The sequence below is a fragment of the Psychrobacter sp. UBA2769 genome (genome assembly GCF_002352555.1).
Classification (GTDB): Bacteria; Pseudomonadota; Gammaproteobacteria; order Pseudomonadales; family Moraxellaceae; genus Psychrobacter; species Psychrobacter maritimus.
Genome location: NZ_DEIR01000012.1, coordinates 118,197 through 137,971 on the forward strand (window position 1 = coordinate 118,197; position 19,775 = coordinate 137,971).

The 19,775-nt window shown below is 39.3% G+C and carries 21 protein-coding genes and 4 pseudogenes; 13 read left to right on the plus strand and 12 right to left on the minus strand.

What is annotated here, in order from left to right; translation table 11 throughout:
• The first annotated feature begins 117 nt into the window (after nt 1-117).
• Nucleotides 118-798: a DUF421 domain-containing protein gene (locus B3Q63_RS05250; RefSeq protein WP_201563730.1), complete on the plus strand. Its 681-nt coding sequence runs from the start codon at nt 118-120 to the stop codon at nt 796-798.
• Here the strand turns inward: B3Q63_RS05250 and B3Q63_RS05255 are convergent.
• A complete protein-coding gene (locus B3Q63_RS05255) occupies nt 795-1,271 on the minus strand; it encodes a CinA family protein (RefSeq protein ID WP_227673518.1) in 477 nt (158 codons plus the stop codon). The genes B3Q63_RS05250 and B3Q63_RS05255 overlap by 4 nt on opposite strands.
• A 371-nt stretch (nt 1,272-1,642) precedes the next feature.
• On the opposite strand from B3Q63_RS05255, the gene B3Q63_RS05260 reads away from it, so the two are divergent.
• From B3Q63_RS05260 to B3Q63_RS05270, 3 genes and pseudogenes are all read left to right on the plus strand, one after another.
• Complete coding sequence (locus tag B3Q63_RS05260; protein ID WP_201563734.1) at nt 1,643-2,272, plus strand: DedA family protein; 630 nt, start codon at nt 1,643-1,645, stop codon at nt 2,270-2,272.
• 181 nt (nt 2,273-2,453) lie between these two features.
• Entirely contained in the window at nt 2,454-3,032 is a 579-nt protein-coding gene (locus B3Q63_RS05265; protein WP_296174546.1) for a PepSY domain-containing protein, read from the plus strand.
• Between the two features lie 275 nt (nt 3,033-3,307).
• Nucleotides 3,308-3,451: pseudogene (locus tag B3Q63_RS05270) on the plus strand (IS256 family transposase); the annotation flags it as partial.
• 246 nt (nt 3,452-3,697) lie between these two features.
• Here B3Q63_RS05270 and B3Q63_RS05275 read toward each other — a convergent pair.
• A complete protein-coding gene (locus B3Q63_RS05275) occupies nt 3,698-4,426 on the minus strand; it encodes a hypothetical protein (protein WP_227671006.1) in 729 nt (242 codons plus the stop codon).
• A gap of 735 nt (nt 4,427-5,161) precedes the next feature.
• Here B3Q63_RS05275 and B3Q63_RS05280 point away from each other — a divergent pair.
• A complete protein-coding gene (locus tag B3Q63_RS05280; RefSeq protein WP_201563740.1) occupies nt 5,162-5,317 on the plus strand; it encodes a hypothetical protein in 156 nt (51 codons plus the stop codon).
• Nucleotides 5,318-5,619: 302 nt separating this feature from the next.
• Here B3Q63_RS05280 and B3Q63_RS05285 read toward each other — a convergent pair whose 3' ends face one another.
• Nucleotides 5,620-6,060, minus strand: a complete 441-nt coding sequence (locus B3Q63_RS05285) for a hypothetical protein (protein WP_110817436.1) — start codon at nt 6,058-6,060, stop codon at nt 5,620-5,622.
• Between the two features lie 269 nt (nt 6,061-6,329).
• Between B3Q63_RS05285 and B3Q63_RS05290 the strand changes: the two genes are divergently transcribed.
• The 3 genes and pseudogenes from B3Q63_RS05290 to B3Q63_RS05300 form a co-directional block, all read left to right on the plus strand.
• Nucleotides 6,330-6,749 (plus strand): PPC domain-containing protein, encoded by a 420-nt coding sequence (locus B3Q63_RS05290; protein ID WP_201563742.1) that lies wholly within the window; start codon nt 6,330-6,332, stop codon nt 6,747-6,749.
• Nucleotides 6,750-7,360: 611 nt separating this feature from the next.
• A complete protein-coding gene (locus B3Q63_RS05295; protein WP_201563805.1) occupies nt 7,361-7,633 on the plus strand; it encodes a transposase in 273 nt (90 codons plus the stop codon).
• A gap of 71 nt (nt 7,634-7,704) precedes the next feature.
• Nucleotides 7,705-8,106: pseudogene (locus B3Q63_RS05300) on the plus strand (integrase core domain-containing protein); the annotation flags it as partial.
• Between the two features lie 142 nt (nt 8,107-8,248).
• On the opposite strand, the gene B3Q63_RS05305 reads toward B3Q63_RS05300, so the two are convergent.
• Nucleotides 8,249-9,112 carry a DMT family transporter gene (locus B3Q63_RS05305; RefSeq protein ID WP_296174555.1) on the minus strand — a complete coding sequence of 288 codons (864 nt, stop codon included), beginning with the start codon at nt 9,110-9,112 and terminating at the stop codon, nt 8,249-8,251.
• Between the two features lie 147 nt (nt 9,113-9,259).
• On the opposite strand from B3Q63_RS05305, the gene B3Q63_RS05310 reads away from it, so the two are divergent.
• Nucleotides 9,260-10,150 (plus strand): LysR substrate-binding domain-containing protein, encoded by an 891-nt coding sequence (locus tag B3Q63_RS05310; protein WP_296174557.1) that lies wholly within the window; start codon nt 9,260-9,262, stop codon nt 10,148-10,150.
• A 324-nt stretch (nt 10,151-10,474) separates the two neighbouring features.
• Here the strand turns inward: B3Q63_RS05310 and B3Q63_RS05315 are convergent, their stop codons facing one another.
• Both B3Q63_RS05315 and B3Q63_RS05320 read right to left on the minus strand, forming a co-directional pair.
• Nucleotides 10,475-11,173, minus strand: coding sequence for an LrgB family protein (locus B3Q63_RS05315; protein WP_296174559.1), 699 nt, complete (start codon nt 11,171-11,173; stop codon nt 10,475-10,477).
• Between the two features lie 9 nt (nt 11,174-11,182).
• Nucleotides 11,183-11,674 carry a CidA/LrgA family protein gene (locus B3Q63_RS05320; protein ID WP_296174562.1) on the minus strand — a complete coding sequence of 164 codons (492 nt, stop codon included), beginning with the start codon at nt 11,672-11,674 and terminating at the stop codon, nt 11,183-11,185.
• A 135-nt stretch (nt 11,675-11,809) separates the two neighbouring features.
• Between B3Q63_RS05320 and B3Q63_RS05325 the strand changes: the two genes are divergently transcribed.
• Nucleotides 11,810-12,697: a LysR family transcriptional regulator gene (locus tag B3Q63_RS05325; protein WP_296174563.1), complete on the plus strand. Its 888-nt coding sequence runs from the start codon at nt 11,810-11,812 to the stop codon at nt 12,695-12,697.
• Nucleotides 12,698-12,706: 9 nt separating this feature from the next.
• Nucleotides 12,707-12,904: pseudogene (locus tag B3Q63_RS05330) on the plus strand (integrase core domain-containing protein); the annotation flags it as partial.
• An 86-nt stretch (nt 12,905-12,990) separates the two neighbouring features.
• Here B3Q63_RS05330 and B3Q63_RS05335 read toward each other — a convergent pair.
• The 3 genes from B3Q63_RS05335 to B3Q63_RS05345 all read right to left on the minus strand — a co-directional run bounded on the left by B3Q63_RS05335 (nt 12,991) and on the right by B3Q63_RS05345 (nt 14,905).
• Complete coding sequence (locus B3Q63_RS05335) at nt 12,991-13,353, minus strand: hypothetical protein (RefSeq protein ID WP_201563753.1); 363 nt, start codon at nt 13,351-13,353, stop codon at nt 12,991-12,993.
• 193 nt (nt 13,354-13,546) lie between these two features.
• Nucleotides 13,547-14,140 carry a 2-hydroxychromene-2-carboxylate isomerase gene (locus tag B3Q63_RS05340; protein ID WP_201563755.1) on the minus strand — a complete coding sequence of 198 codons (594 nt, stop codon included), beginning with the start codon at nt 14,138-14,140 and terminating at the stop codon, nt 13,547-13,549.
• Nucleotides 14,141-14,176: 36 nt separating this feature from the next.
• Nucleotides 14,177-14,905, minus strand: a complete 729-nt coding sequence (locus B3Q63_RS05345) for an SDR family oxidoreductase (RefSeq protein ID WP_201563757.1) — start codon at nt 14,903-14,905, stop codon at nt 14,177-14,179.
• A 102-nt stretch (nt 14,906-15,007) separates the two neighbouring features.
• Here B3Q63_RS05345 and B3Q63_RS05350 point away from each other — a divergent pair, with 102 nt between their 5' ends.
• Entirely contained in the window at nt 15,008-15,481 is a 474-nt protein-coding gene (locus B3Q63_RS05350; protein ID WP_201563759.1) for a winged helix-turn-helix transcriptional regulator, read from the plus strand.
• Here the strand turns inward: B3Q63_RS05350 and B3Q63_RS13085 are convergent.
• Nucleotides 15,476-15,598 (minus strand): annotated as a pseudogene (locus B3Q63_RS13085) (IS3 family transposase); the annotation flags it as partial. The gene B3Q63_RS05350 and the pseudogene B3Q63_RS13085 sit on opposite strands and share 6 nt — an antisense overlap.
• A gap of 435 nt (nt 15,599-16,033) precedes the next feature.
• Here B3Q63_RS13085 and B3Q63_RS05355 point away from each other — a divergent pair.
• Nucleotides 16,034-17,806 carry a potassium/proton antiporter gene (locus tag B3Q63_RS05355; protein WP_296174575.1) on the plus strand — a complete coding sequence of 591 codons (1,773 nt, stop codon included), beginning with the start codon at nt 16,034-16,036 and terminating at the stop codon, nt 17,804-17,806.
• Nucleotides 17,807-17,951: 145 nt separating this feature from the next.
• Here the strand turns inward: B3Q63_RS05355 and B3Q63_RS05360 are convergent, their stop codons facing one another.
• Complete coding sequence (locus tag B3Q63_RS05360; protein WP_296174578.1) at nt 17,952-18,806, minus strand: patatin-like phospholipase family protein; 855 nt, start codon at nt 18,804-18,806, stop codon at nt 17,952-17,954.
• Nucleotides 18,807-18,913: 107 nt separating this feature from the next.
• Complete coding sequence (locus tag B3Q63_RS05365) at nt 18,914-19,774, minus strand: M48 family metallopeptidase (protein WP_296174581.1); 861 nt, start codon at nt 19,772-19,774, stop codon at nt 18,914-18,916.
• Nucleotide 19,775: the final 1 nt, after the last annotated feature.

A 19,775-nucleotide genomic window follows, 5' to 3' on the forward strand; every position in this document is an offset into this window, starting at 1 on the left:
ATACCTAGGATTTAAAGTCATAGTACAATCGCCATTTGGGGATATGGGAAAGCCATTTCCAATTCTCCACATGGCACTATAAATTTAGCTATACGGTGTATACCAAGGAAAAACAAAATGGATTGGATAAGTATTTTTATTTATGACACTACATGGGCTTTTGCGGCAGAAATAGTCATACGTACCACCATTATGTTTTGCTTGATCATTTTGTTATTACGAAGTACAGGCAAGCGCGGTATCCGCCAACTTTCAATTTTCGAATTAACTATAATTTTGGCACTTGGCTCTATCGCTGGTGATCCAATGTTTACAGAGGATCTGCCACTTATCCAAGCGGTGCTCATCATGAGCCTTGTCCTTTTTCTCTATAGACTTTTTACGTGGTTCAGCACAAAACATAAGCTTTTTGAGCTGTTATTAGAAGGCAAACCTACTTATATCGTAGAAAATGGCATGTTAATAATGGAAGATGTCAAGAAAGGTAAAATGTCGCACGATGAGTTCTTTAGCGAGATGCGCCAACAAGGCGTGCGTCACTTAGGACAAGTGGAAGTAGGATTGCTCGAAACAGATGGTGAGTTTAGTGTATTGTTATTTCCACACGAGGACACACAGTATGGACTACCCATTTTTCCTAAAGAGTTTCAGGCTACGAAAGCCATAAAGGATGGTCAGCTCTATGCTTGTATGCATTGCGGTTATGTCGAATGTATTTCAGCGCCAAATGAAGAATGCAATCGTTGCCATCATTCAAGAGGATGGGCTAAAGCTTTAAATAATAAGATTGTAAATTAGTCAGTATGGCGGTTTACCACCTCAATAATGCTCTTACAAATAAGACTATTGATGCTGCGTAGCTTTTGCTCAGGCGCGCCTTGACAGATGCTGCGAAAATCATAAAGCTCATCTTTATAACCAATGCAATAAAAAAACGTTCCGACAGGCTTCTCCTCCGTTTCAGAGCCTCCAGGCTTTAATAAACCTGTACAAGCGACATGCAAGTCGGCATCAAACATTGTCTTAGACTTATTAACCAGTTCTTTTGTTACCTCTAGTGATTCAGGCGTACACTCAGCAATTAATTGGCTTGATATATTTAACACGTTCTTTTTTATCGCAACGTCGTAACATACCAAGCCGCCCATTAATATATCGCCTGAATAAGGACTCATAGAAAAGCGATGCGCTAGATAGCCCGCGGTCGCACTTTCAATAAAAACTATGGTTAATTGCTTATCTGCCAACAACTTTGCACAGCTATTAGTCACAACGCCCTCCATATCAACATTAGAACAATCAAGGCTATTACAGTCCTTTCCTATTAAAAACTCAATTCATATCGTGATGAATTTGCGTAACAGTCTTTTTTAATTAGGTTTGCACTAGCAAAGGTAGAATAGGTAATAGTTTAGGTTCCGTGATCTGATTAGATTAGGGCATGCTATTTTTCTCGATAACCACTTTAAAGCATTTGGTTTGGTATTCTATTATGTCAATTATGACTGTGTCTGATGTCAGTATACTTTTTAGAACACCGCTAAATAATTATTAGTAACTATTGTTACAAATTACCTTTAATTTGAATCCGCTTTATTCCACTATAATAAGAAATCAGTCATCAACAAGATAAGGTAAATTAATGCATCAAATGAGTGAGTGGGTGCTGGCTATCATGGCAAAGTTTGGCTATGTCGGCATTTTATTCGCTATGTTTGCTGAAAATGTTTTTCCGCCTATACCATCTGAGCTTATTATGCCAGCAGCAGGTTTTTCGGCCGCTAGAGGTGATTTAAATATACTATTAATCATAGTAGCCGGTACGTTTGGTAGCGTCCTTGGTGCATTACCTCTTTATTATCTGGGAACTTTGTTCAATAAAGAACGCTTAATGGTATTTACTGAAAGGTACGGAAAATACGTATTTATTAAGTCTGAGGATGTTTCGTTGTCCAATGCGTGGTTCGATAAACATGGTAAGAAAGTGGTCTTTTTTGGCCGCATGGTACCTGGTATTCGTTCATTGATCTCCATCCCTGCGGGGATGAATAAGATGCCAATGGCCTCTTTTTTAGTATTAACGGCTTTGGGATCTAGCATTTGGACGACAATATTGGCCCTAGCAGGATTTTACTTAGGTAAAAATTATGAGGTCATTACGACTATGTTAGCGCCTTACTCCAAAGTTTTCTTATTGCTTGCCATAGTCATTATTATTGTTTGGTTTATTAAACGTCGACTGTCTGATCAGCATAGTAGTAATAATATTTAATACAAAACCGATTTATTTGACTTCCAAATTTTAATGGTTTTTTTAAATAAAACACAGCTACTGTAACCCTCAACCAGCGCTACTCTTCACCTATGTTTTCTTCCCTATACTGAAATTATAAATACAGTAGATGGCACAACCCATCTGTCATAAAAAACACTCAAAGACAAAGGATAACATCATGAAAAACTTATCAACTCTAAGCAAATCTATCATTATGGTACTTAGTATTGCAGGTGTTAGCACCGCTGCTATCGCTGTAGGGCAAAGCACCACTACAAGAACCGAAGTCAGTAAGGCTGTAGCAGCGGCACAAAGCAAGGTCAGTCTTGAGCAAGCCATTGTTATTGCTAAAAAAACCATTAAAGGTGATGTTGTTAGCGCTGACTTTGATCAAAATGACCATTCAGCAGGTGGCAATTACGAGGTTAAGACTATCGCTAATAATACTGAATATAAAGTAAAAATAGATGCCAATAGCGGTAAGGTTTTAAGCAATAAGCAAGAGAAACTTGATAAAGAAGATATAGCAGAATATAACGCGATGAAAAAGTCTAAGACCAGTTTGAACCAAGCAATACAAAAAGCGAACCAAAGTGTGAAAGGAAAAGTCATTGAAGCAGGGTTTGATATGGATTTTGGCAAACCTGCCTATAAGATTGAGATTATTAAAGGCACTCAAGTACATAAAGTGGTTGTCGATAGCATGACTGGTAAGATTATTCGTAGCCAAGTAGAAGCAGCTGATAATGATGATTAATATTACAGTAAGTCGAACTGATAAATAAGTTAACACCCATGTCTAATGATTTCTAAAAGGCTCTAAGCGCCATCCCCAGATCGCTTAGAGCCTTTTGGTTTAGCGCGGCCACTATAAAAATGTGTTAGTGCAGATTAGGATGGCTGTGATGATTACAGAAAATTGAATCAATAATATACTGTTGAAATTGCGCCTAAAACAAGTTGATTTAGCTATTTTGAGCCTCTCCTAAAGGGAATGTAACTGCTTATAATACACTAACAGGAGAATAAGCAATGACTACTCAATCTGACATTAAAAAACTGGCCGGGCAAATGGCTGGTAGCATGAATAGCTTTGATGACATCAAAGCTATTCAAAAGCAGCTCATACAATCCTTTATCGACACTATAAATAGTAGTAATGCTGAAGAGGGACTGGTTATCTTTAATAAAGGCGTATTTCACTAACTGTGATTTGCGAAGTACACGGTGGTCTCATTCGAGCATAGCTCTTATCTTGCGTCGGGGCGAAGCAGTGCTTCATTTCCTATTTCTATATTTAAGGTATCTCATTCATCCTGAGCTGCCTAGCTACTTTGCCGTCGCTGAAACATTTTAGTTGTTTTCTGCTATTTTTTTGATGGCTTCAGTCTTAAAAGTTACACTATAGGTTCTACAGTTTCTTCAGCATAGCTCACCCTTACCTGTGCGCCGTGCCATCACATCTGCAAAACGTTCAATACGTTTTAACTCTTTCCCTTCTCCCTCTATGGTAAAGCTGGCCTTACTTTCTCTCAGTGTCATCCATACGGAGGCGCGCATCAGTAAGTCTTGTCCAAACTCATCGTTAAGTTTGTCAACCATCGTGGCAATATCGAGTGCAGCGGCTTGCGTAAAGGCCTCTGTTTTCACCAGTTGAGGACAGAAATGACGGGTTCCTGCAAGATTGTCATTGATACGCCAACGAGCATTCTTTATGACATGCGCAGGGCTTGAAGTAACCTGCTTCTTAGCATCTAAAGCGTCCACATAGTTACCGCCTAAATTACTCGGTACTGCTAACTGCTGACCCATAAGCCATTCATACAAGAAAGCCATTCTACGGGCATAGCTGCCTGTGGGCTCAGCGTTTACCCATGCTTGTACGTCATTAGCCCCTATCTGCTCAAACAAACGAGTCAGTAACTCTAAACTCAGTACTTCATGACGCATGTGGAACTGTAAGTGCGCAACGATAGTGTCCAGTGGCCGCGCAGTTTCCTGATAAGCGTTATGGATGACATCACCGTCTTTATAGGTTTGCCTGCGCCCACCGATACTACTGCTGACATATAAAGGAGAAACCAGATTGATTCTGGCATCGCGGATAAGCCATGCTGCGCCAATAGGGTCTGACGTGTGGTTATTCATCATGAGTGGCTCAAGCGATTATAGATAAGCCATTTTGCAGAAAAGCGATTATGAATGCAACATAATGGTTATTATCAAGCTTTACTGCATTAAATCGATTTTTATATGACGTTGTGATACCTTTAGATAAAAATCAAAAGGCATATTAAGTGGATATAATGGATCGAAATTGAAGGTGGTAAATACCCCTCTTTTAACACAGCTACGTAGTAATAGAGTGCCTATTTCCGTAAATAACGCCTTCTTACGTCGCGTATAAATCCTTATAAACCAGCTATTTATAAAATAAAATATTGGCTATTCCCAATCAAATGGCCACCTATTCTTAAATTGATAAGCTCACTTATTATTATAGATAATGAACAGTTGATTTACCATTTAATGTCCGAATGTACCCAGTCTATTTTGATTAGTTCCATGATAGCAGTCTATTTTAAGTGGTCTATAGTCAGTTCAAAATAAAAGCGATACGTTATAGCTATGTGCGACTGGTATAAATTTTCCTTGCTTGCTGTTATCACAGAGGCTACGAAAAATTCATCCCAGTCGCACTGTATCGATTTTAAAGTAATTCTACTATATTAATGGGGTTGAAGGATGAAACAGATGGTTCCCTATTTGAACTACCTTACAAAAAATAAAACATGAGAACACGCTACAGCTCTATTAATTTCTAATTCGTATAAGATATATCCAAATAAATATCGTTATAGTTATTTGTTTACCTAGGATCTCTATATGAATAATAAGATGATAATAATCATTGCTGTCAATGCTATTTTTGCATTTTGGCTAGGCATCAAAGCCCATGAATTTTATTACGATGATATTTGCTTGGATCTAGGCGGTGGCAGAAACCCAAGCGGTTATCCTATTTGTGTCATTGAGCGATAACTATGCTGCGACAATCGACTTCATAGTTGTTAGCCTCACATACAATACTGGCAGTTCGATGCCTGTATAGCGCACCGATCTCGAATAGAATATGCATGGTAAGTACATCATGAAGTACACCACAGTTATCACAACAACTCAAAACCGCGATATCATTAGCCTGAAGCTGAAGGTTCGTCCTCACTAGGAAACCGAACCCGTGAAAGCGCGTGATTAGTTATTTTGACAACTTTTTCATGCCTACAACGATGCAATGTAATTACTCTCATGGGTATACATTGGCTACCGCTTGGGCTTATCTGCTATGTGGGCGCAATTTCTATTGCACCGGCAACGGCACAACCCTGATATGCTTTGCCTGCGTAAGTTAATATTGCAGTAAATTCATTTTGATAGCCATTGTCATCGATACAAAGGTTATTTTTTATATTCACAACAATAGGCTGTCCATTGACAGTACTCGCGTATTCGACACCTTCAGTATTGACAGAACCAGAACCCACCACGGTAACTGTTGCTGTCGTTGGCTTTAAGAAATTTGCCTCTATACTTAGCTCATTTCCTTCAATCACTATTCGCCAAATTTTTCCTTTGTTTCCAAAAGCAGTAAATGCCCCTGACGCTACCGGCGCTTCTATTGTAGGCTGCTTACTCAGATCCGTGGTGTCGGCACGATGGTTACTACAAGCCACTAGAGCTAAGCTGCCCGTTAAGCACATTGTCGTTAGAAGCAAAGAACGCATAATTTTTCCTTTAATATAATAAGAGAACACTACTATTTAGCAGTGTTCTCTTTGTTTACGTGATGAAATTCAGGTTTTTACTACCATAGGTAGGTTTGCGGTAGAACTAGAAGCTAGGGCATTAATTAATACTATCCATTACGGGCAGCCTTATTCAGTAACTTACCAACGCACTCTCTATATTAGTAATACTAATATAACATATCTATAAAGGTTGACAGTGTGCAATAAGATAAAATCGTTTTTTTTACTGCTTGAGTGTTTAAAATATGAAAAATTTAACTGCTGCTATTCTAATTGCGCTTCCTGTTCTAATGGTAAGCCCTACAGTAATGGCCGCCTCTTCAGATGCAGTGGCTAAAACTGTTGATGTTCAATTTAAAAAAGGCGCTAGTTCAGCTAACTATTATGGGAAATTAAAGGGTATTAAGTACGATTCCTATACATTTTATGCCAAAAAGAACCAAAAGCTTTCTGTTAAAACAACGGGAGGGAATGTAGATTCTTATTTATTCCATAAGAATTTAGCAGACTCTGTTAACGTAGGAGAGTACGCCCCTGAGCTGGATGACCAAGGTTATTACACGCTTCCATATTCAGGTAAATATGAATTACGTATTCTTCAGCCACGTTCTCAAGCTTCTAAAGGAAAAACACCCCCATATTGGCTAGAAGTATCTATTCTATAGGTATATAAGCTTAATAATGGAGAGCATCCTATATTCTGTGTAACAGCCATGTGGCTTTCATCAATAATTACACAAAATGTAGGATGCTCTCAATATTTTTTAAATTAAGTCTCTTTTTAGTTAAAAAAATCTTTAACCAAACATCGCATTCTTTACAATCTTACACTTTGTAAAAGTCAGTCAACTTGGATGTTTTTCTATTACCTATATTATTAAGCCTAACCTATGGACAAACCATTGAAAAAATTTAGCCTAGTATTCTTACCATCATTTTTGTGGGTCGTATTAACTGGGCTAGGATTTGGCTCTCAAAGTTTATCTAATTTGATTGAACTTATAGGAATTTTTATAGTATCTGTGCTGTGTTTATTTAGCCCAGAACGATTTATAAAATACCAATACCTTCTTGTAATACTCTTAATAATCACTGTCTTAGTGCGTTTTTTAACCCCACATATTCCGGAATAATTTCTTTAGGCTTATTAAATCAGTTGGCTATCTTTTATTTGCACTTCTACTAACTGCCTGCCAATCAAGTCTCAAAGTTACTGAACCAAATTCTTCAAAGCCAACATTTACAGTTATACTGAACCAAATTCTTCAAAGCCAACATTTACAGTTATACTGAATCAGGGCTATTTAAGGGCAAGTCTCGCTTAGCAAAGAATGGCTCAAGTGATATCAGAGCAAAACTGTATATGCCGGCGCTAGTCGCCATTAAGCATAATCCTGACATTAAGACGCAGTATAAGCGACTGCTTGCTAACGGTAAGTGTAAAATGCAGGCTTTCTGCGCAGTTATGCGTAAGCTTGTGCATATTTGTTTCGGCGTGGTTAAACATCAGCAGCCTTACCAAGCAAGAGTTGATCTAATTAGCACTTGATTTGGCTTTTTTAGGATAGTATCTCTTATACGCTGTCCAGTTTTATTATGCCATTACAGAACGCCGTCTTTAAGATTTATTTCTCACTACTAATCCAAAAAGTCATACGTAGCTTAAACCAGCTTATTGAATATGAGGGTAAGCCCGTGCAAATAAGATGTGACAATGGCCCTGAATATCTTAGTAGTGCGCTCAGAAACTGGGCTTTCGATCAAGTCATCATCTTAATTTAGATTGAATCTCGCAATCTACAGCAAAATGCTTATGTGGAGCGTTTTAACAGAACGATGCGCTATGATTGATTAAATCAAGAACTGTTTGATAACCTAGAGCAAATACGCGAACAAGCAGTAAATTGGTTATACCATTACAATAATGAACGCCCAAACATGGGCAATGGCGGCTTTACGCCGATACAGAAGCTAAATAAGGAAGCGTTATTCTATTTGGTAAGTGTTTTATTGTGGGGATGATTACCCTGCGTTCTCTAGCAACGCTGATAAAAACGCTTTAGACTGGCTATAAGCTCAGTCCATTCAATTAAAATCCTCACGCTCAAACACCAGTCTGAGGGATTTTTAAAGAAAGCTTTTAGCTTTATGACATACAATTATCCTACCCAATCTTTTGTCTAAACCTCATAGATTCAAGAGTAGCAAGCCAAATCAAAGGTATAACAATTAACGCAGACCCTACTAAAAAAGTCATATTTGGCACTTCATTAAACCATATGATTCCGACCACCACCGCCCCTATTAAACCTGAGTATTCCGCACTAGAGACTTTGTACGCTTCAATATGTCGGTACACCTGTACGCATATACCCGCATAAATCAAAATAAATACATTTGAACTGGCAGCCGTAATCAATGAGCGCCAGTCAAATGGCTGTCCCTCCCAAATAGCCAACCCAAGCGCGAACGGTATTCCAAATAAATTGGTCAAAAGTAGCGTTTGATAGACAGAATGATTTTGTGGAAGTTTACGAACTAAGAGATTGTTTATCGCCATGGTTACCGCTACTATAAGCGCAAAAACCGCCCCTAAATTGATCTGTTTTGGTTGTACAATAACGAGGATACCAGCAAAACCTAACATAGATACCGCTATAGTTGGAAAGGTTAATCTGTCTTTATAAAATAAAAACCCTAGCGGCAATATAAATAAAGGGGCGGCATAAAAAATGGCGTTCGCAGTCGCGAGAGGTAATACTTGAAGAGACAGTACCATGAATATCACACCTAACAACCACACGTGACTACGAACAAAGTGCCATTTCATATTACTGAATAACTTGCTCTTTTTATAGAGTAAACAAAATGGCAACAGCATTAAAACCGCTGTTAATTGACGAAATAGGATAAATTGATATACCGCCGTCTCAGAGGGCAAGTCCTTTATCAAGGCGTCCGAGAAGACCGCAATGATATTTCCTAGTACCAATAGCGTCATGGCAAATGCAACACTTATCTTTGGCATTCTTATCCTCCCCGCCCTACTTTAAATTCAGAAACTGTTAAAACCCCAATGGGTTCATGCTGATTTAACGATCTGTCAGGCAGTATATTCAAGTAACGCTATGATGTATAATGATATAAAACATACTTAGTATTAGCTGAGGTAATAATGGATTTGCCCCCATTGCGTGCCATACAGTGCTTCGAATCCGTTGCACGGCTTAACAGCTTTTCAAAAGCAGCAGAGAGCCTCAATGTGACACAAAGTGCCGTGAGTCACCAAATACGAATCCTTGAGAAGTATCTTGGGGAAGCAATGTTTTACAGGCAAGGCCGGACCTTTTCGTTAACAGAGGTTGGTGAGCGTTATTTCACAGATGTGAGTGGCGCTTTGGGTCTTCTTTCAGATAGTAGTCAGATTATTAAGCATGGAAAACCTGGGCATATACGCTTAGCTCTGTACAGTTCAGTCGCAGTAAATTGGTTGATCCCTCGATTAGAAGACTTCTATAGACAGTATCCAGAAATAGAACTCACTTTAGATATGGTTAATCATCCGTCTGATCATAATGAGCAAAGGGCCGATTGTTATATTACCGTCAATCCCCCTCCACATGCTTTCATCAGTAAGTTTTTATTTTCTGAAACTTTATATCCTGTTTGTGGTCAAAAGCTTTGGGAGAAAATAAGAGATAAACCACTTCCTGATACATTGTGGCGGCATCCAATATTATCCGTGAGGTATACAGATATAAGTGAGAATACAGCGGAGGATTGGCTGCGGTGGTGTAAGGCAGGCGGATTTGAGTTACCGAAGGATATAAAGATAAATCATTTTAGTCATGTACTACTAGCGATAGAAGCCGCACGGTATAATCTGGGAGTTACCCTCGTTAACAACTATATGATACTAGATCCATCTTATAAGCAGAAACTCGTTAGAATCCCAATGCATGAACTACTAACAGGGGATAAATTTTACTTCGTTTACAAGGAATTAAAGAATAATCAGGATGATATTATTAAACTATGTAAATGGTTAGAATCTCAGTGTGAGTAAAGAAATCCTCTATCTTATTTGTTGTTACAAGAAAAATAATGATTTGTTAAGGGATTTAAAATGATGATTTAGAAAATCCCGATTCAATAACTCATAAACACTCGTATCCTCAAAAAATAGTCATTCATTTTATCTGATATTCAAATAATATAAGTTAATAGGTTGAAGTTTAAAAGAAATAAAGCTCATTACATTTAGTGAAAGTCGAATTAACTTTAGAATAAAAACGGAAATTTATACGTTTTTTTATTGTTTATCTGTTAGTGATAATGGCTGTTATCATATCTACTCTTAATATGGATTAGGGTCTATATATATATTTATTTAAACTTGCCCAAATAACATTACGCCATGTATTAATGAAGGGCCTAAGAATACCATAAATAATCCCGCTAAAATCATTGTTAAACTGGCTATAACGCCCTCATCCTCATTGCGCTGACTTGCCCGGGCTGTACCAAAACCGTGTGATGCATTACCAAATGCGATTCCATTTGCAAGATGGGAGCGAATACGAAAAAAAGTCAAGATCATATCCCCTAAAATCATTCCCACCATCCCTGTAATCAAAGTAAACAATGAAACTAAAGAGGAAGATCCGTGAATTTTTTCAGATAAGTCTAACGCAAATGGTGTCGATATTGAACGGGCCATCAAGCTATAGGTCAAGGTCCTATCAAAATGGAACAAGCCAGCGAATATATATATGCTTAAGACTCCCACCACCATCCCAACAGTTATAGAAGCGGTCAAAGCCAAAGCATGTTGACGTATTAAACGACGATACTCATAAATAGGTATAGCAAACGCAACCGTTGCGGGGGCAAGTAACTGCACAATCCAAGCTGTATCCTTCCAGTAAGTATCATAAGAAATATTAAAAATAATCATTAATGAAAGCGTTATTACTGGAACCGTCATAGCAGGGTTTAGCCAAGATTTTCGATAGCGCACATAGATTACTTTAGCCATATAATAAGCAGCTAATGTCCAAATGAGACAAAGGATTGACCAAGTATTCATCGCAAATACTCACGCATTATTATCATTTTTTAGGTTTAATTGGGCTTTATGTATCTGATGACGATACAATCTACGTTGCAAACGGCGCCCCATGATAAAAGTTAATGCTGAGCTTAACATCACCATCGCGGTACTCAAGATAATTGTCAGCATTAATTGCCATCCCTGACTGACAAACAGCGCCTTATACTGAAGTATTGACATCATAAGCGGGATAAACATTAATACTAATTCACCCAAAACAAATTTTGCACCCAATCTGACCCAGTTAACCTTAATAGCACCACTCATTAATAAGATCAGCATTAAAAGCACTCCTAAGACGCCTGAGGATACGGGTAAATGCAATAACTCAACCAATATCGCAGCACAATACCAGACAGCTGCGATAATAGCGCATTGCATAAGGACATGAAGCAAGGGTTGACGGTAAAACTTTTGAAGTGTAAGTTTTTTTTTAGCTACAAAAGAGAGGAGTAAGCGAATATTAAGATTACGCATAATAGTTGTTGTTTGTTAATTAGAGACCACTTATTATAAGAACACTACAGTCATAAATTATGAATTATATTTTTATTTTTATTCCTAATTTCTATAATAAATTTCATTATCCTTCCTAACTGTGGTTTATTATTTATGATAACTTTGAAACAATTACGCTGCTTTGTGACAGTCGTAAAAACAGGTGGGTTTCTTCAAGCCAGTATTCAACTCAATTTAACCCAACCTACCGTTACCAAATCCATCAGTAATCTTGAAGAACATTTAGGCGTAGCTCTGTTTGATAAGCCTTTAACTCATAAAAAGCGGCGAGTTAATTTAACGGAAATTGGCGAAAACCTCTATATTCAAGCAATGGATATCTTACAAAAGGCAGATAATCTTGAACAAACAGTAGTAGATTATCAGCAATTAATAGGTGGTAAGTTGCGTCTGGGGATTTCACCGTTAGGCAGTGAAATACTAAGCAAAGCTATTTTTAACTTTTACCAAATGCATCCTAGTATAGAAACCTCACTTATCGAAGATGGTGCTGAGTCACTTAAGCAGGCCCTTCTAGAGGGGCAACTTGATGTGGCAACATTGATGAAGCCGATTGACGATGATTTTGACTACTCGTCGATATGTTGCTATCCAGTGGTGGTCGTAGCAAATAAAAACCGTATGGGTAAGCGAAAAACCAAGGTAACACTTAAGTCACTATCAAATGCACCCCTAATTTTATTTACCTCCAATTCATCATTTACTCCAATGATTATAGAAAACTGTCAATCACTAGGTTTTGAACCTAATATTATTTGCCAAACCAATCAGTGGCACTTGCTTCTTGACATGGTAAAACAGGATATGGGTGTGACTCTTTTGCCTCAATATTATACTCAAAAGTTGGATTTAACAGGATTAGTCTGCTTGCCACTAACCCAACCTCAGTTAAAATGGGAGCTTGTCATGGCTTGGCGTCGTCATCGCTTGCTTACACCAAGTATGCAAGCTTGGCTTGATAACATAAGAAAAAATATATAACCAGGCCTTGATAATGCTTTGGCTGAAACAGGGAATAGGTTATACAAAACAGAGGTAATTGAATATTTAAAAGCAGATTGGCAAGGTTTAGCGAATGTACAACTTGCGACATTGAATTGGGTAGATCGGTTCAATAAAAAGCGTATACACAGTGCATTGGGCTATGTATCGCCTTTTGAGTTTGAAAGCGGTATTATTATAGTTTGATCCTGTCAGGCATTGCTACCTGACTCAATTAAATCGGCCTCCGATAAACTCGGGGCGGTTCAGTATTGCTATAAGCTAAATGACAGTTACACAGAATCTGGAATGGTCTCTAGTAAATTACCATCTTTATCGAATAGGCAATCGACCACAACCAGAGGAGTAGTATCCACGCTATTTTTAGCGTAGTAATGCGTTGTAACTTTGAAATTACCGTTATTTAATAGTCTGTAGTCTGTATTTTTGCGGTTAATCTCCATAGACTTAAGGTTTTTAAGCATAGGTTTTGTCGTTTCTTGGCACTTCGTTAGCAGTGCAATCTTTGATGTTTTGCGAGCTTGTTCGAGTTCAGTGTCTTTTTCTTCATAAAATGAGTTACTGTCGCTTTGAATCCAAATATAAAATGCTGCAAATGTAATAATAGACAAACCTGTCAGCGTCTCTTTTTTCATGATATGACCCGTTTATTAGTAACAGATGAAGATATTTACCAAAATACAATCATAGTTCATTAACCCATACAGTACACCACAAAAGTGTTTATTCAATCAATTTACAATTATAACTAATATTCTTATTGGTCTCTGTCATCATTAGGAAAGAGCTCAGTCTAAACGCTTTCAATTCATGCTATACCGTTGCTAATTAAGGCCACTCTTTTAAAGCAACCTCAACGAAACTTAAGCGATCTTGACCAAAAAACATCTCACCGTTCACGAAGAAACTAGGCGCACCAAAAACACCTCGTGCCACAGCTTCTTCAGTGGTATCTTTCAAACGCTCCTTGACCTCAGTCTCACTAATACGTGCCATAAAATCAGTCACGTCAATGCCTGCTTTGGTCAAAACTTCAGCCACAACCTCGGGTGACTCCATGTTTAGCTGTTCAGACCATAAAGCGTTGAAAATGGCTGCTAAATAAGTCTGGAACTCAGGTTCTTCCAAGTAAGCGGTCGCACCTCTCATTAAATGCATCGTATTCAACGGGAAAAATGGATTGAAGTTAAACGGCACCCCATAAATATTTGAAAAACGCTTAAGGTCTTTGAGCATATAAGCACCTTTAGCAGGAACCGCAGCTGGTGACGCATTACCAGTGGCTTGAAAGACAGCACCAAGCAGCATAGGCCGCCAAATGATTTTAGCGTTGGTGCGCTGTGCAATACTCTCTAATTGTGTCCATGCCAAATAACTGGCTGGGCTGCCTACATCAAAGAAAAACTCTACTTTTTTACTCATCTCAAAGTACTCCTGACAAAATATATTAAAAAGTTTCTAAAAAGTCTCTAACCATGGGCGTAGATCAAGCTCATGCGTCCAGCTGTCTCTCGGTTGACAATGCAATTGCCAATACTGCTCAGCGATATGCTCAGGATTTAAGATCCCGTCGTGGTCTTTAAGTGCATAGCGCTCAGGAAAATTGTCGCGAATAAAGGCGGTATCAATGGCACCATCAATGATAGGGTGCGCCACATGTATACCTTTTGGCCCTAACTCTCGAGCCATACTTTGCGCCAAAGCCCGTAAAGCAAATTTAGCACCAGCAAAAGCAGAAAAACCTTTACTACCTCGTAAAGAAGCCGTCGCGCCAGTGAAAATAATCGTACCCTTTCCACGGGGAAGCATTGCTTTTGCCGCCTCTCTACCTGTGAGAAATCCAGATAGCGCTGCCATTTCCCATACTTTTCGGTAGACTCTTTCTGTGGTGTCTACAATGGAAAAATGGACGTTCGCACCAATGTTAAATACCACCACTTCAATCGGCCCAATGTCTTGTTCAATATGGGTAAACAGCTCAACCATCTCTTGCTCTACACGCGCATCACAACCAAATGGCTTTGCTATTCCACCAGCGGCTTCAATATCACTGACTAGCGAGCTAAGTTTGTCGACACTCCTTCTGGTCACGCATAAGGTAAAACCTTCTCTTGCAAAACGTCTCGCAACAGCGCTGCCGGTGGCATCGCCTGCGCCAATTACAACTGCTACGGGTGCTCTATACATCTCTATTTCCTTATAGGTTCCTTTTTAGAACTAACAAAAATATAGCTTTCTTTTCAGAGACTGTCAAGCTAATCTATTACTCACACATGTAGGAGGTAACATATGCGTTGGGATGAACTTGATAAACAGCCTTGCTCAGTAGCTCGCACTTTGGCAGTCATTGGTGATCGTTGGACGCTAATGATTTTACGTGACTGTTTTTTAGGTGTCAGACGTTTTGATATATTTGAGAAACGCTTAGGCATCACACGTCATGTCTTGTCTGACCGGCTTCGTAAGCTGGTTGAATTTGACGTTCTGAAAAAAGTAGCCTATCAACAGCAACCACTGCGCGAGGAATATCGATTGACAGAGCGTGGTTTAGATTTGCATTCAATCGTTTTAGCATTGGTTAGCTGGGGAGACAAACACATGGCTGATGAACGGGGTGCGCCGCTGCTACATAGACACAATAAGTGCGGCCAAATAATGCATTCCGTAACGGTATGTTCAGAATGCCATGAACCAATTAATGCACGGGATATTAAGGTTGAAATAGGACCTGATTGGATAGGTGACGATGAGCTTACTATATGAAGAGAGTGTTCTGCCAAGCGGCTTTGCAGTTGCTGAGATATTGCCATTATTGTCTACTATCTGTTTAACTGCTTGAGCTTTAAGGTAGTTTCTGTAGGCCCTGATTTTTTTATGCATGATAAACGCCTGTTATGATGCTTAGTCTACCAAGTTCATCTCTACGGTCTTTTCAGCATAGCTCAATATCAATATCGGGGTGGCTCATTTGAATAGGCAGGTTATTCAATAAAAATCTATCAGGCTTAGCTGCCTGACTCAGAATGTTAAGTCTCCGACCATCTCAGGACAGTTCATTCTTAATGGCCTTTTTAAGAGATCTACTCAAAAATAAGTACTCTAGATTTGATTCTAGATGTTATTCTTAAGGAATGCTTTAAAACCATAACTAACTGCTTGAAAGCAAGGGATAAATAATGTTTCCGTTCTAATTAAATAAGCTTTGGTATTAGAACACTATGCGCTGTCCCCAGCAAAACTAAACTACCGCTATCGCAACAACCCAACTCCCAACTCCCAACTCATCATAACTTATAAAATAGGGCTTAATAAAAGATGGATACCTTAAATATCGTGTATCTCGTAGGAGCAGTGTTAATTTTTGCCAGTATTATGGCGAGCACTTTATCAGCACGTTTGGGTGTACCTCTTTTGCTATTATTTTTGGTCGTTGGGATGCTGGCTGGTGAAGAGGGTATCTTGGGTATTGAGTTTTCTCAATATGCAATAGCCAATTTTGTCGGGCAGGCGGCATTGGCTTGTATTTTGCTAGACGGTGGACTGCGTACTTCTTTTAAATCGTTTCGAGTTGGACTAAAACCAGCAATTACGCTAGCTACTTGGGGCGTACTTGCGACCGTAATGATACTAGGTGTATTCGTCACGTGGCTGCTTGATGTCGATTGGCGCTTTGGGCTATTGCTAGCGGCAATCGTTGGTTCTACCGATGCGGCAGCGGTGTTTTCACTGCTGCGTAATGGCGGTGTTAAGCTTAACGACCGCGTCCAAGCAACTTTGGAACTTGAGTCTGGCGCCAACGACCCGTTAGCGATTTTATTAGTCACAGGATTAATTGCTTTAAATGTCGACCCCGCTGGGCAGACAGCGCTAGGCTTTTTAGGGCTGCTATTACAGCAGCTTAGCTTTGGTCTAGGAATGGGCTTGTTCTTCGGGTACTTCCTCTCTCGGTTATTACCCAAAATACACTTGGCAGAAGGCATGTATGCCATCTTGATATTATCGGCTGGCTTAGCAGTGTTTGCTGCCACCAACTTACTAGGCGGAAGTGGCTTTTTAGCCGTCTTTGTCACGGGTATTCTGATTGGCAACCATAAGGTACGCTCAACTGAGCATGTCATGCGCGTAATGGACAGCTTTGCGTGGTTGTCGCAAGCGGTGTTATTCGTCGTATTGGGTTTATTGGTCACACCATCGAACGTTCTTGAAGTTTGGCCTTATTCAGTGGCCATTGCTACCTTTATGATTTTAGTGGCTCGTCCTATTGCAGTCTATACCAGTGTTTTACCTTTTAAGTTTAAAAACAAAGAGATCGGTTTCATCTCTTGGGTTGGTTTACGCGGTGCGGTACCTATTACCCTTGCCATGTTGCCAGTGATTGCAGGGGTAGATAATGCCTTTATGCTATTTGATATTGCTTTTGGTGTGGTAGTTTTATCATTAGTATTACAAGGGACGACCATTCCTTTTATGGCCAATCTGTTTAAGGTGCGTATTCCTAACAATAAGGGCCCAAAAGAAGAGCATGAAGTGTGGGTGTCAGATAGAGCAAGCATTACGTTGTATGAATTTGAAGTAAAGTTAGGTGCGTTTGCAATTGGTCGTCATCCAAGGGACATCTCTACGCGCATCAGCCCTGAGGAAATCCGTGTTTTTGCCTTGGTGCGCGGTCAGCAAATTTTAGCGATTAATGAAGACACCAAGCTTAAATTTGGCGATAGCGTTTGGTATGCCATGAGTGGCGATTATGCCGGTCAGATTGCGGATGTTTTTAATGACACGACGTTAGACCGTAGAGCCATCGATGATTTTTATGGCGATTGGATGCTATCGCCGAGTGTCAAACTTAAAGATGTGCCATTCTTTACCGATAGGATGAAATCCGAATCTCTAGAAGATACCCTGAACACGAAAAACATGTGGGAACAAACGGTTGCTGAATACATTAAGGATAGCTTAAAGATGGCACCCGTAGCAGGCGATACGGTTGCGATTAATGAGGAATGGTTGTTGGTTATTAAAGAAGTTGATGACCAAGGAAGACTGAGAACGATTGGCTTAAAACAACAAGAGGTGCCAACAGTGGTATAGTCTATATCACTGTTAGATATAGCATGGGCTAATGACTGAACGGCAAATATCTCAACCATAAGATACTTATCCAATAGAATTAAGCTGCATTATTTAACAGTTAATGTCTAATTTTAAGCATTCTGATTTATTAACGGAATTATCATTAAAGTTTATGCCAATCTTCAATCGCTTTGTACCCAGTTTCTAGTCCTACATCATAGCTATAACGGATTTTAGCTTTATCTTTAGATAATCGACCTGCCATATTTTTCAAGTCGGGTGGGCAAACTTCTAAAAACTTCTGTGGTGATGCAGAATGTAAAAATTGCACCGCATCATTATAACGTTGGGTTCGTGTTAATAAGCTTTGGGCAAAACCATATCGTTGCTTAGAAAAATATTTAGCCAACAGCTGATCGCCTTTGCGACCTGCTTTATAGTAATTTTGAGGGCGAGTACGTATTACCATTAGCTTAGCAACACGATCTTGTTGAGCGGCCCAATGCACAGGCAAAGCATCAGCTACACCACCATCGAAATAAGGTTCGCCAAATATCTCGACCGCTTGTCGAGTTAGCACTGGAATAGAACTTGATGCTCTTAATCCATCCAAAATATTGTCTTTACAGGCTTTAATATAGTTAGCTTCACCTGAAATAGCATGTGTTAGCACCATGTAAAACTCAGCATGACTGGCAAATAATTGTGCCTGATTTAGTGGATGCTCTTGTTCCACCACATCCCACATCCACTTTAGATCCAGTAAGTCCCCGCCTTTAAGGAAACGACCATAATGGATAAATTCAGGTCGAAGTGAATGATCTAAGTAAATCTGCAGGGTGCGACCTCGTTGTGCAGCTAAATAGTTAGCAACGTTCGTTGAGCCTGAGGACACCCCCACACAAAGATCAAAAGGATTAAATTGTTGTTGTAAAAATGCGTCTAAGACACCACTGGTAAATGCACCACGCATTCCACCACCTTCAACTACTAGTGCTTGTCGATGTTGTTTAAGCATTGAAAACCTCGAATTTTTGTGAATACCACCTTTTTAACTCAACCATTACATAGAGTAATTAAGTGAAGCGCCTCGGGTATATCGGAGGCTGATACTTTTCCAAAAAATCATCTTAAACTACCTAGCTCCAAATTCCACTCATTCAAGTAAAGCTCAGCCATCCCGTCGAGCCTAGCCTTCACCTCTTTCCAGTTCGGCATTACTTGAGTTAGTAAGCGCCAAAAGTTCTCGCTATGGTTATGCTCAGCTATATGACACAGCTCATGCAATATCACGTAATCAATGCACTCCTTTGGGGCTTTTATCAAATGAGGATTTAATATTAAATTGCCTTTAATTGAGCAGCTCCCCCATTGCTTTTTCATGGTCATTAATTTTATTGAGGGACTACTCTCGACCCACGAGGCCTTATATAGCAAGGCTTCAAGCCTCTCTTTAGAGATCGACCTAAATTTATCTTTATACCATTTACCAATCAAGCTTTTCACGAGAACTGCTTGTTTTTCAGAGTCTAATTCAGAATCACTTTGAGACAATTCTACATTCAACTTACCGCGACTAAGCTTCACAGTGCTGTTTATTCTATCGTTAGTTTTTGCATCTGTTATCACTTTTAACACATAACGACGACCCAGATAAAACTGGGTTTCACCGCTAACATAACGCTTAGGCAATACATGGTCTTTTTGCTTGGCAAAGTCTTGTAGGCTTTGCCATATCCAACGAGCACGCTTCATCATCGCATCGTGTATCACCTCATCGGTAGCATCGACAGGCGCGGTAGCAACCACACGCTGATCAGGATGTACCTTGATGACCACTTTTCGGGGTTTGCGAGGTTTGGTCTTTTCAACAATTAGCTTATCGCTTTTAGATTTGCCTGTCTTTTCTTTATAAGTTGCTTCTTTACGCACTACTTCATAATGAATCTTATCTTGACCATAATAAAAGTCACCATTCTCAGTCATT